This window comes from Acutalibacter sp. LFL-21, assembly GCF_025630755.1.
GTDB classification, from domain to species: Bacteria; Bacillota; Clostridia; order Oscillospirales; family Acutalibacteraceae; genus Acutalibacter; species Acutalibacter stercoravium.
On the sequence record NZ_JAOTNT010000011.1, the window covers coordinates 25616 to 39348 of the forward strand.

4 protein-coding genes and 1 pseudogene are annotated in these 13733 nt (G+C 55.1%); all 5 read left to right on the forward strand.

Going from position 1 to position 13733, the window contains the following annotated elements:
- Window positions 1-6 precede the first annotated feature (6 nt).
- Window positions 7-273, forward strand: a pseudogene (locus tag ODJ80_RS11985) (tyrosine-type recombinase/integrase); the annotation flags it as partial.
- 435 nt (window positions 274-708) lie between these two features.
- Entirely contained in the window at window positions 709-1053 is a 345-nt protein-coding gene (locus tag ODJ80_RS11990) for a hypothetical protein (RefSeq protein ID WP_263042286.1), read from the forward strand.
- Window positions 1054-1119: 66 nt separating this feature from the next.
- Window positions 1120-2331: a helix-turn-helix domain-containing protein gene (locus ODJ80_RS14100; RefSeq protein WP_317619924.1), complete on the forward strand. Its 1212-nt coding sequence runs from the start codon at window positions 1120-1122 to the stop codon at window positions 2329-2331.
- A gap of 276 nt (window positions 2332-2607) precedes the next feature.
- Window positions 2608-11979, forward strand: coding sequence for an S-layer homology domain-containing protein (locus tag ODJ80_RS12005; protein WP_263042287.1), 9372 nt, complete (start codon window positions 2608-2610; stop codon window positions 11977-11979).
- A gap of 800 nt (window positions 11980-12779) precedes the next feature.
- Entirely contained in the window at window positions 12780-13706 is a 927-nt protein-coding gene (locus ODJ80_RS12010; protein WP_263042288.1) for an SLC13 family permease, read from the forward strand.
- Window positions 13707-13733 lie beyond the last annotated feature (27 nt).

Sequence of the window (13733 nt, forward strand, 5' to 3'; positions counted from 1 at the left end):
GCCCACGGCGGGCCCATCTCGCCGGACAGCGTGCGAAATATGCTCCGCCGGGTGCTGAAGCGGGCGGGGCTGCCTTATGTGCGGTTCCATGACCTGCGGCACACCTTCGCCACCTTGGCCCTGCAAAATGGGGTGGACGTGAAAACCGTCTCTTCCATTCTGGGCCACTTCAGTGCTGGGTTCACCTTAGACACCTACGCCCACGTCACTACCACCGCCCAGCGGGAGGCAGCGAAGAAGATGGACGGAGTGCTGGGACAGCAGCTATTATGAGGAAAAATCCAAGGGCTGGTATGCGGTGGTATCCGCTCCAGAGTTTGACCCAAACCCAGGGGGAAGCGGTATGGGTCAGATATGGGTCAGATATGGGTCAGGACGAAAAACCACCCCGGAGCCGAGAAGCTCTGGGGTGGTTCTTTACTGTCCGTTTTGGCGAAAAAACAGTGCTATCTATACAAAGGATATCGCCAAACTAGTCGGATGTGCCGGCAGTATCCCACAAAAAGGCAAGATAAAACCCCAGGTAACAAAACCTGGGGTCTTTGGTGCGAATAACCATAAGGGGCCTGGAAAAATCCAGTATTTATGCGGTTTGCAGCCACCGGCAACGTTACAAAAACATCAAAATTGGTCCCGTTGATTCGCACATTGGCAAAAATCCATTTTTTACTCTCTAATAAAACCAGCAGGGGGAAGAAGGTCCATCCCATGAAACTAACAGTCCGATTGGTGGATAGCCGCATCCATCTTGTCCGGCAGCCTGTGGCAACCCTGGGAGAGAACTACGACAGCGTGCTCCACGTTTACATCAATCAGATCACTCTGGCTGTCCAAGGACATCGTAGGCGAGAGGGCATAACCATCTATGGCCACTGCTATGTGGTGGAATCCACCAATGAGCACGACTACACGAAAACTGCCGCCAAAGAGACCTGGTTCTCCAGTAGCTGTGAGCTTCTGGAAAGGGGCGGCAGAGCGATTTCAATGAGCGCGGGGCCGGGAGGAATCCCGGCTTTTTTCCGTTTCCCACGGGGGAAGCGTTCGGAGAAATAAACTTGAAATAATGCGCAATCGCGCATATAATTGAATATGTTGAATGCACCAGGAGGGAAGAAAGCCATGGAGTATCTAACCGTAAAAGAATCCGCGAAAAAGTGGGGTCTCTCCATTCGGGCGGTGCAGCAGCTTTGCGAGCAGGGCCGCATTCCTGGAATCCAAAAATTTGGAAAATCCTGGGCGATTCCCGCCGAGGCTGAAAAGCCGGAGGGCGTCCGCTCGCGTAATGGAGAAAATACGGGGAGCCAAGCGAGCTCTTCGCAAGAAAGCCTGTTAATCGACACAGAGAACCTAATGCCCTTGATGAACAGCCCCTTCCAACCAGGACATTGCCTGGAAGCTATTGCGGCCATGCCCACTGGCCTCAAGCGAGACATTGCCATGGCGGAATACTACTATTTTAGCGGCCAAGCGGAAAAGGCGGTGCAGCAGGCGAAACTATTTCTGGACCACGAGGACCAGGGTGCCCAGCTCTCTGCCTGCTTGATCTACGCCTACGCCAACCTGTCTCTGGGTGAAATCCCCCGGGCGCGTCTGGCCCTGAGGGAGTTGGACGCCGCCATTTCCTCCGCGGTAGAAAAAAAGCCCCAGTTCCGCACGGCGGCAGCCTTTGTGGCGTCCGCGGCGGCGGTGCTGCTTCACCTGCCGCTGCCGGACAAAATGCCGGAGGCCAAAAGCTTTTTGGGCTTGCTGCCCTTGGGGACTAGGGCCTTTGCCATTTATGTACAGGCCCACTACCTTTATCTAAAAGAGGAATACGCCGTCAGTGTGGGGATGGTGGAGGCCGCCCTGGCTATGGGAATGGAAAAATACCCCATTTCCGCCATCTATCTTCACCTGATAGCCGTGATGGACTATATGAGCTTAAAGCAGATGGAACGGGCCAAAAAACATGTGCTGGAGGCCTGGAGGCTGGCCCGCCCGGACGATCTCATCGAGGGCTTGGGCGAGCATCACGGCTTGCTGGGCGGAATGTTAGAGGCTGTCATCAAACCGGAATGGCCAGAGGATTTCAAACGGATCATTTCCATAACCTATCGTTTCTCTGCGGGCTGGCGTAAAGTGCACAACCCCATCACCGGCCATGATGTGGCCGACGACCTCACCACCACTGAGTTTGCCATAGCCATGCTGGCCGCCCGTGGGTGGACCAATCAAGAAATCGCCAACCACCTAAAGATTTCGCCCAACACGGTGAAGCGATACCTTGCCACCGCCCGGGAGAAGCTCCATGTCAGTCGCCGGCAGGACCTAAAAAAATATATGCTGCAGTAAAGCGATCGCTTGCTGCCCACAGTGTGCCCACAGGGTTTTTACCCTGTGGGCACTACCCGTTTTAGGGGGTCAAACGGGTGATGTCAGAAGCGATGTTTCATGGTATAATACCTATAAGGTTATCTCTGATACCAGCGACAGATGAAAGAAAGCCACACGTCTCTTTTTTACGAAAATTCCAATAACGGAAAAACCAAGGGGCCATGGCCCCTTCCTCGTAAAGTACACTTTACGAGGAATCATGGATACACAGAACCAAAAGGGAGGAATACTAGAATGAAAAAGCGCGTATCACGTAGTGTATTGAGTTTGATTCTGACGCTTTGCCTGACATTGTCCATGCTGCCCAGTCCGGCTCTGGCCGCCGTGGGGGATCTGGTGGACAACGACCCGGCGGAAAACGAGAGCATTCTCTCCCAGTTGGAGGATTTCAGCGGCCAGAGCTATGAGGAGGCCTATACCCTGCTGGATTCTCTGGGCCTTCTGGACGAGGACGGCAATCTGGCCACCGACCAGAGCATCGTTCTGGACGGGGAGGAGTACACCCTGGAGGAGATCGAGGCTCAGCTCAATGACCCGACCACCGATCTGACAAAGGTGGCCGAGGTGGACGAGATGCCCATCGCCCTGGGCGACCTGAAAACCATCATCGCCATTGAGCGGGAGCTGCAGTATCTGCAGGAGAAGTACTTCACCGGAGCCACCTTCCAGGGGGAGGCTCAGGACAACCTGAACAGCTTGATGACCCAGCTCCAGACGGAGGGTATAACCCTGAGCGCCAGCAACAGCGCGGAGAACCAGATCGTCTTTGACACCAGCGAAGTGAAGAGACAAGATTATACATTAGGCGATGGCTCTACCTGTCCGATATATTACATTGAGGCGGGTGAAGTGTTCATCCCGGGGTGGACCACTCTCACGGTCAAGTTTAAGCTCAATTTCTCCGAAGCTCTGAACCCCGAGATTTCGGAAACTTTCCTTAAGACCAGGCCTGATGTCTATATATCTGATACGATAACAAGCAGTACCAACAAGGAACTCTGGCTGACTTCCACGTCAAACTCGGCAATCATTGACATTGAGAATGGCACCTCTAGGGAATATCGCCTGTCGATCCAAGCAAAATCTAAAGACTATAGAGGCCCACTGTATCTCTGCCTGCGAGGACCAACGTTTCAAAACCCTGGGACGCTGAAGTATGATGTGAATTTCGCCAAATTCTCATTTGGGGATCTCTGGCAGGCTGTGTCTTTCTATGATGCCGATGGCTTTTTCTTCCGGGACGGAGCAAGTGGCCCGCTGCGCGACCAGTGGAACGGCTATTTCTCTGTTTCATATGCTCTGCCGAACATGCCGTCCTCCGCGACATCCAGCGGAAGGACTAACAAAGTGGATATAGCCGGCTACACAACGTATAACTATATGTCGTTTCCGTTGGCGTATGACGCCGATCTCACCGAACTGGAGAATACGCTGACCTATCTGCAGCGGTGTATCGACGGGATGGGTCCCGACGAGTCCGACAAAGCGATACGCACCCACGTCTCTGCCACGATACAGCAAAATAATAGGGCTAACGTTAACGCCGGCACAATCCCGGAAGAGAGCCGGACGCTGATCGTACCGAAGGACGTCCTCCTCGGTAAGAACACCTACATTATCGACAACGAAAATTTAAGCGGTTTTCCGCTCAACCTCGCTTCCGGCAGTGGTACGGCGGACATCGGGTACGACATGATCTCCACATCGCCCTCCTCCGGCTCGAGCTCCTCCACCTTGACCTATCCCCTGAATTTTCTTCTGTACTTGTATTTCTGTAAGGATCAGAACGCGACATGGGATCTGGTCGGTTCCGACCGCAATGGAACCTACACTTACGACGTAAACACATATACGGTTACCACTTCCAATCTCAGTTATTCGCTGGTTGATGATGCAACTAAGCCCTCCCTTACCGTCTCTGCCTTAGAGGGCAACTATCGGAGCGGTGACGTGATCCCTATCACCATCACCGGCAACGAATTTATCAAAGTGGACAACCTGGACAACGCCAAAATCAAAATCAACGACGCAGAGTACTCTCTCAGCGACGTCCATGCCTCGTCCAGCGGCAAGTACATCTCCCTCTTCTACGAGGTTAAGGAGATCGACGCCGGTACCCTCACCGTGGGCATCCCCGAGGACACCATCACTGATTACTGGGGAAACGGGAACACTGAGGTGAACAACGAAACCGTTGACGGTGTCAACATCACCACTCCCGTGCTGAAAAACGCCGTCACCGGCCTCAGCGCCAGCTATAATGTGAGCACCGGGGAAGTGGAGTTTTCCATCGCAGTCAGTCAGGTCGAGCAATATCGCACCCTTTACACCAATACAGAAACCCCCTTCCAGCTGCTGGTCACTGTGGGGGACGATGATGCGCAGCCCGTTACGCTCACAATGGGTGAAGACTCCAATAAGAAGAACATCATTTTCACGGCGGAGCCCCTTGCTGTGGAGCGTACCACCGAAGATCAGTCCGTCACCGTCCAGATCCAGGCGAACGATGGCAGCGGCGACTGGGAAACCGTGAAATGGCTCACCGCCAACACCACCGTGCCCGCCCGAGTGCCGGTCACTGATGTGGAAATCGACGTGGCAGAGAAGCCGGAAGGATACAATTACCAGATCGCCCTAAGCGATACGGACATTCCCAAGCTTGAGGTAACAACCATCAAGCCGGACGATGCCACTTACGTGACCGGCTCCTGGCATAGCAATAATGAGGAGGTTGCCACCATCGACGCGACGGGTCAGATCACGCTGACCGGCAATGCCGTGGGAAAGGTTTCCTTTACCTTCACGGCGGACAACGGCACGCCGGAGACATCTGACGACGTCAAGTCCGATCCGCTCGAATTCACTGTCACCGCCGGCGATGAGCTGACCCTGGTGTTCCCCACCTACGCCCAGGACTCCCTGGTTCAGGAAGGCAAGGATGCCACGGTGAAGTGGAACACCAACGCCCTTGTCTATTATCCCGGTAAGGATATCACTTTCACAGTCAATCTGTACAAGCGACAAGACACCAACAGTGATCCGGTCTATACCGGAACCATTGAGAATGAGACCGAGCTTACCATCCCGGCGGAGTATCTGAAGGCGGACTATCCCCAAAGCCAGTACACCGTGCAGGTCAGCATGACCGAACCCGAATCGCGCACGGCCACCGCCTCCATCACCGTTCTCTCGCCGCCTACGGTCATGCGGGTCACGGCGGATAACACCTCCATCACCGAGGAGAATCCCCTATCCCTCAACTGCACCATCAGTAACGAAGACGCCAAAGGCACCCTGTCCGCCACCCGTGTGACGGAGAATGGGGCAACGTCCAATGCCGACGACTGTCTGGACAAGCACTCAGTCTCCGGCGGCAAGGGTACCGTAATTTTCACACCCAAATCGGTTGAGGAAGGCAGTCTTTACGACACCTACACCATCACCTTTACGGAATTTACGGAAGATGAAGAACCCAGCGACAACTTCACCCCCAGCACCGATTCCATTGTCATCACCGTTTACCGCTCCGGAGCGCTGGAGATTGAAGGCGACGATACCATCAACCTGAGCAATGTGAGCAAGGTGGAAGGCATGATCGCCGAGAGTACCTCTGAAGAAAACGAAATGGCTTCTGAGGACATTCTCGCCCTGCGGCAGGAACTGGGGCTCCTTGAATTCATCCGCGTCAACGCCGATGACTATAACTGGAGCAGCATCAGCGACGGTATCCGGTGGGTTTCTTCCAACCCTGACGCTGTGAGCGTCAACTATCGCCAGGGCGGATTGTGGGACAACATTGAGGATCTGCCCTATGAGACCTATCTGCCTGAGAGCCAGATGTCGGTCTCTGCCACCGCCGATGTGGAAGACGTCACCGTCACCGCTACCCACGCCGCCACCGGTATGAGCGACAGCGTGACAGTGAACGTGGATACCCTGCGCCATCAGTTCTACCTGTTCCAGGCGACTCCGGCGGAGAAGACCCAGGTGGCCTACACCAACGGCGACGGAGAAAGAGTCACTACCTATACCAATAAAGACGGCCTGCTGGCTCTCTATGAGCCCAGCGGCATTGACAGCAACGTGGTGTTCAGCTCCGGCGAAGAGAAGAATCCCAACCTGGGCACCATTCTGAAGGAGAACCTGGCCAGCGGGGAGAAGGACGCCGCCAAGCTGCAGCTTTACCCCCTGAATACCATCACGCTTCAGCCTGCTGCCAAGGCGGAGGTCTATCTGGTCGAGCCCGACGGTTCTCCCTATGTGGGCAATGTCACCCTCCGGGGCGGTGTGTACCTGGCCCGAATCTACTCAGACAACGCCCTGCTGGGCAACGCTCCCGGATCCCTCCAAAACGGCGGTGAAGACGCCACCTACACCACCGACCCTAACGGCAAGCTGACGGTGTATATGGACGCCACTCAGTTCCGTCCCGACGGGTACGGGGGGCAGCTCACCAACGCGGATCTGGACTACTGGTTCGAACTGAGCGACATTGACAACAATACATACTATCCCACGCTGGTGAACATTCAGGGGACCATGTCCCCGGACTACAAGCTGCGCACCGGCAGCGCCGTGGTCACCCTCACTAAGGTGCCCGACGGAGAAGCGGAGCAGCCTTTCCTCATCGCCCAAACCCTGTCCTATGCCAAGGAGAACGCCGACGAGGGGTTGCAGGTGCGCAGTGTGCTGGGCTCCACCGGCAAGGTGGGTCCCAACAGCACCTACAAATACACCGAACTCACCAGCCGCATCATGCTCTGGGGCGTGGACAACGACCTGGGTGAATCCAATGTTCTGATGACCGGCGAGGACGGTTTTGCCCCCGAGGCTCAGACCGTGGATGTGAACACCTTCCCCTTTGCCTCCATCCCCATCATCACCAACACCCTGGTGCTCACGGAGGATACCATGACCAATTCCGGCTGGCTGGAGGCGGAGACGCCGGAGAGCCTGTCGGCCAGCATCTACCAGAACGACGTGCTCATGAAGACCGTCACCATGCCCTTCCAGGTGGTGGATCTGACCAATGTGAAACTGGTGGACGATGATGCCCAGGCCCTGGTGTTGGAGATGACAGGCAGCTTCACCGACAGCGTCGGCAATAACCAATTCAGCCTTGGTACCGACAACAAGGTGAGCGACGCCTTCGGCGAGGACATCAGAGGTATGCTGAACACGCTTAACACCCTCCAGGAGACCGGCAATCCGCTGTTCCGGGTGCTCATCACCCCCTCTGAGGACAGCAGCGTATTCAACGTCCTCATCTGGGGTGGCTACAACAGCCTGGATATCGACGATTTTGATTACAGCACGAGCGGCTTTACCACGGGCAGCAGCCTGATGGAGGCAGAGCTGAACGTGGGTGTGCCGCCCCTTAACGACCTGAGCGACATGGCAAAGGGAACTTATGACCCCATCGGTTCCATCAACGAGGCCAAGTACAACCGGACCAACTCCGGTCTGGACATCGGCGCTCAGCTGGAGGGCTACTATGAAGGTCAGTTCTACTACGACCTTGATCAGGGTAAGTGGGCTTTCCGCACGGTGAGCGGCGGCATGACCGCCGGCGCCAGCCTGAGCTTCCAGGCCAACATCAACGCTTGGGTGGGACCCGTTCCCATTACGGCCACCTTTGCCGCAGGCATCGCTATGCAGCTGGACTTCAAGGCTGCCACTGTGTACAAAGATCAGGTGAGCGACACCTCCGGCTGGAAGGAAGAGCACTTGAAGGCCGACTCGGTGAATGACTATCTCACCACCCTGCGCATTCAGGGCTATATCGACGCCTTTGGTGGACTGGGCTTTGACTACTGTGTCCTTGCCTTGAAGATTGGCCTCTACGGCCGTCTTACCGGCGACACCACCAACACCTTCCTCTCCCGGACCTACCTTGCGAACGAGGATGACAGTCAGATAAGCGGCCATGCCGTGGGTGTCAACGGCGAAGTGGGCATTAAATTCTTTGCCAAGTTCCTGTTTGTCTCCTATGAGACGGTGATCGCATCGGGACACTTCAACGCTACGAGCTCTGATAAAAACTACCAAGATACCACTAGCTACTGGAATGGCTCTGGTGCCGCCGGCGCCAGCCTGACGAGTATGGGTGCGCCCACCCTGCTCAGCCGCGCTTACCTGGCGGCCTACGCCGGCAGCGCCTCCCAGCGTTGGAGCAACCCAGCATCCTTTGGTTCCCAAGCTACTGAGGTACAGAGCGATGCCAACCCCGGCTCTGAGCCTGCGGTGAACGATGACGGAAGTTTGTCGGTCTACATCAGCGACATGGGTAAGGAGGACTACTTTGCCAGCCGTATCATGGCCGGCAGTGTGGGTACCGAGGGCAAGGTCATTAATGACAATGGCTACGGCGATATGTCGCCCTCTATCTCTGGCAACAGAAACTTCACCGTGGCTGCCTGGATCCGGCTCTTTGAGAATCTGGACGAGAAGAATGCTGATGATGAGCTCTCCTCTACCGAGGAGAAGCAGCTGCTCAACAGCACCGAGATCATGGTGGCCACCACTGCGGACAACGGAGGAACCTGGACGGTCAACCAGCTTACCGAAAATGCTTCCCCCGACCTGGCTCCGGCTACGGCGGCCAACGGCAGCAATGCTATTGTGTTCTGGCGCAGCGCCTACACCTCCTCGGCCGATCCCTTCGCGGAAGGTGAAAATAACAAATTGAATTTCGACACCCAGGACAACATCTGGTTCCGCCAGTACAAGGGCGACACATGGGATGACGCCAAGATGATCTACAACGGCTCCCTGGGAAGTGTGGTGGGCTTGCAAGCTGCCATGCTCCCTGAAGGCACTGCTATCCTGGCATTCACCATCGACAGAACCGACGCCAATGATGCCACCGGCTATGAAATGGCCTACCGCACTGTGGCTTCCGACGGCACCCTGGGCGACCTGGTGGTGCTCACCAATGACAGTGAGATTGACACCAATCCCCAGGTCACAGCAGTCAACAAGGACGGAACAAACTATTTCGTTCTGGGCTGGTACAGCAGCCGCAGTGACGGCAACATCCGTCTCCAGGCCGTGAACGGCGCCGGACAGCTCTACACCGGACACAACCAGTATGCCGTGCCTGAGAGCACCAGCGCCATCATCGGGGAGTCCAATTTGGCCGTCAGCTCCGACTTCCGCTTCGCCAAGGGCGTCAGCCAGGACGTGGACGGACTGACCCTGGTGTGGGCTGAGACCGCGGATGTGGTGGCCGAGGACGGCACCGCCACGCCCGACCACAGCGTCCTCTACGGTGTCCAGCTGTGCGCGATCGACGAAACCATGTACCTTTCCAGCCCTCAGGCTCTGATCACCCTGCCGAATCGCACCCTCTCCAACTCTTTCAGCGCTTGGAAGGACAGCGGCACGGTTAATGCCTACATTTTCGGCACCTGGTACGATCCGGTGAAAATGGATCCCAACTACAAGGACCTGTCGGTACCCTTGGACACCGACAAGCTCCTCACCGGCGGCGGAAGCATGGTGCCCAACGCCGTCACAGTGGATCAGATCGTGGTGGACTACCAGAACCTGCAGACCCTTTCCTTCACGCCGGTGGTCTTTACCCTGCGCAACACCGGCACCACGAAGCTCACGAATCTGACCGTGGACGTGGGCGCCTATGCGGGCTCCCCTGTCACGCTATACCCCGGTGAGAGCGCAACCGTCACCGTGATGTACAAGACCGACGATTCCATCACCAATCCCACCTACACCATCGGTGCGGATGCTGGGAACCCGCTGGTAACCGACACGCTCTACCTCAATTACAACGATATCGGCATCAGCAGCATGGATGTGGTGTCTGAGGGCGAGGGCAAGCGCACCGTCCAGATGACGCTCTACAATGACGCTGCCGCCAAGCTGAAGGGCTCTGGCCGCACTGTAGAGCTGGGCTTCTACACCGACTCGGCCTACACCAAGCCCGCTGAGATCCAGCTGGTGGGCCAGCAGAACGGCGTGTCCCTCAGCAACAATAAGATCACCCTCAGCGGCGATGATGTCCTGGAGCGCCTCGACCTAGGCGTACTGACATTGCAGGTCACCTACAACCTTGCAAACTATGTGAACAATACGCTGAAGCAGGAGGAAGTACCTGGCAGCGGCGTGCAGCTCTACGCCATGGCCCAGATCCGGGATGACAAGGGTGTCATGCGGGAGTTTGCCACCGGCAACAACATGACCTCCGTCCAGCTCACCGGCGCCCTAGCCCGCACCGGGGAGACCACCACCCTGGATGTGACGCTGGACAACACCAGCGGAAAGACCAAGGCCACTGTGACCTTGAAGAACAATTCTCTCCGGTCTCAGCCCAGCGGGGGTACCCTGGTAGCGGTGCTGCTGGACGAGAACGGAAAATCTCTGGACAGCAAGGTAGTCACCACCAATTCCGCCCTTACCTGTGAGCAGACATTGGAGGTGGATATTGAGTTTGAAAAGCTGGGTGCGGACGTGGTAGTGCTCTACGACAACAGCACCGATTCCTCGGGGCTGCAGGAGCTTCGCTTCTCCGGCATTCCAGTGGGTCTTGGCGACTTTGAGCAAGCGCTGGATGAAGATGGACAGCACATCGCCGATCAGTATGTCCTCACACTGGATGACGATGCGCCCGCCTCCACCGTGGTGAGTTTCATCAGCGGTGATCCGGTGACTGTCAATGGCACGGAATACGACAAGGCAGGCAGCGCCGAGGTGGACATCCCCTACGGCAACGGTACCATCACCATCGTAAGTGGCGGTGTTACCTACATTATGAATCTGAACCGCAGTTATCCCTACTCCGGTGGCGGTTCCACTGGCTACAAGGTCAAAGTGGAGCCCACCGAAAATGGCACCGTGACCGTTTCTCCCACCAGCCCCAAGAAGGGCGACACGGTGACCATCACCGCCACCCCCGACAAGGATTATAAAGTGGGAACTGTCACTGTCACCGACGAGGATGGGAAAGCCGTGGCCGTGACCGGTGGGGACGGAAAGTACACCTTCACCCAGCCCGGCAGCAATGTGACCGTAGCTGTCAAATTTATTTGGGATAGCCCCTTTAGCGATGTGGGCGATGCCTGGTACACCGAAGCGGTCCACTATGTCTACGAAAATGGTCTGATGGCAGGCACCGGCGCCACCACCTTTGACCCTGAGATGAAGCTTACCCGCGCCATGACTGCCCAGATCCTCTACAACCTGGAGGGCAAGCCCCAGGTGACCGAGGATGCCACCTTCACCGACATGGACGTGGCCCCCACTTGGTCTTTGGACGCCATTGCCTGGGCCCAGGACACCGGCGTGGTCGCCGGCATGGGCAACAACCTGTTCGACCCCAATGCCAACGTCACCCGGGAGCAGTTTGCCCAGATGATGTACAACTACGCCAGCTACAAGAAGTTGGATCTCACCGCCACCGGTGACTTGACCCAGTTCCCCGATGGTGACCAGGTCAGCAATTGGGCCGAAACCGCCCTCAGCTGGGCCAACGGCAAGGGCCTCATCAACGGCCACGCCGAGTCTGGCCTGCTTGATCCTCAAGGCAACACCACCCGTGCTCAGGCCGCCAGCATCATTGCAAATTTCGACAAGAACGTGGCAAAATAAGATAGTTTGATGGAAAACAGCTCTGAAAGGGGCTGTTTTCTTTTTGCGTTGGATGAAAGACGGGCGGGGAAAGGGCGCTGCGGAGGGTTTTCACGTAACCGTCATCTCCCGCAACGCCTAGTATTGGGAAAAAGACATTGGAAAATATCGTAAAACTTCACCTGCGTGATGGCATCGAAACCCAGGATAGGTTCATCTCAAAGCACTACGCTTTTATTGCTCGCTGAACAAACGATTGTAGAAATCATCGTTTTCATACCAAGGGAAAGGTGGTTGAATGGCTTTTTCCCGTTCAGTGAGAAACGGTCCATTATTTCAGAAGCGGAGATAGACGCCTACACCAAAGACGAGAAAACTGAGAATCGGACAATTCTTCACCATCCTTAAAACTGAACCAACTGCCCCCGGCACAGCGAAAGGAGCGCGGCGCGAGCCACGCTCCTAAGGAACCGTTAAAAGGCGGAACGGGTTGGAGGATTTAGCTTTGGAGATCAAAGGCAAAATTTAAGCTTGGCTATCGAACTGACATTTGAAATAATTTGCATAGAGATAAAATCCTGTACTGAAAAGAGGGACAGAGATGATATGCTTTAGCCGAAACGCTTTAGAACGAATCGCTGGAAAAGTAGTCGCGGCGTATATGCGTTCTGTACCTGTTCGAGAAGAAAATGTAGACTAGATAGATCCCGAGTATGTGGCGGAAAACCGATTTCATCTTTCTGTGGAGCGTTTTCACCTTTCCCGCAATAGTTTCATCCTGGAAATGACTGCCCCTACGGAGTTTGGAGTGGAAGTGTTCCATGAGGATAGGAAGAGCTTTTTTATTTTTTGGACGGGAAAACCATTCTCATGGAGCAGGAACTGTTATCCGCAAAGGTGCGATTAACTATACGGCGATGCACAAGGTGGCCCACCAGATTCTGTTCTATGATTCTGCCCGACAGGGACAGAAGATTCCGTTTCGGCAATACCCGGATTCCCTTCTTTATGGCGCCGTACATTTTGGTTTGCCTAATCTTTTTGTTTATTCTCACAAGGATATACAAGACAAAGGAGTAAATATTGCTGGCGGAAAGGAGTACTTTGTAGAAGAGTACAAAAAGCTAGGAAAGGTCACGCTGGTTGAAAAAAAGGCAGCGATTTCGCTTCTGTTCCTGTTTCTTTTTATCCTTACCAGCAGTTGGCACGGGCTGGATACCCTGTTCGGATTCATTGCGGCCGTGGTTTATTTGTTTCTGCCAGGCATTAATGTAGGAAAAAAGGAAGCGGTTACCAAGGTCAATATGGGCACTATCGCGTTCATGGTCGCCTGTTGTAGCATCGGGACTGTGGGCAGCTCTTTGGGGTTTGATCAGCTGGTAACGGACTTGCTCTCTTCGCTGCTTCAGGATGCAGATGTTTATACCGTGTCGTACACCATCTTCGGCATGGGAATTATTGGAAAACTTGTGATGGCTCCCTTGGCCCTAATCAATTGTCTGGCAGCGCCGTTAGCTCAGCTGGGTGCAGACCTGGGAATGAATCCGTTAGGCCCGATCAATACTTTGCTGCTCTCCACCGATATGTATGTAATGCCCTATCAGAATTCCTGGACCATGGCATTCTTCGCAATGGGAATGTTCCGATTCAAGGATTTTATCAAATTGAATCTTCTAAGATGCGTCCTTCTTCTGGTTGCAATGGGGCTCCTTTTTATCCCCTGGTGGGGACTTCTGGGGGCACTATAATAACAAAAAAGCTGTTTTAAAAAGGAG

Bases quoted from the DNA above. Each gene is read 5' to 3' on its own strand.
- ODJ80_RS11990 (WP_263042286.1), top strand. From the start codon at position 709: ATGAAACTAACAGTCCGATTGGTGGATAGCCGCATCCATCTTGTCCGG.
- ODJ80_RS14100 (WP_317619924.1), top strand. From the start codon at position 1,120: ATGGAGTATCTAACCGTAAAAGAATCCGCGAAAAAGTGGGGTCTCTCC.
- ODJ80_RS12005 (WP_263042287.1), top strand. From the start codon at position 2,608: ATGAAAAAGCGCGTATCACGTAGTGTATTGAGTTTGATTCTGACGCTT.
- ODJ80_RS12010 (WP_263042288.1), top strand. From the start codon at position 12,780: ATGAGGATAGGAAGAGCTTTTTTATTTTTTGGACGGGAAAACCATTCT.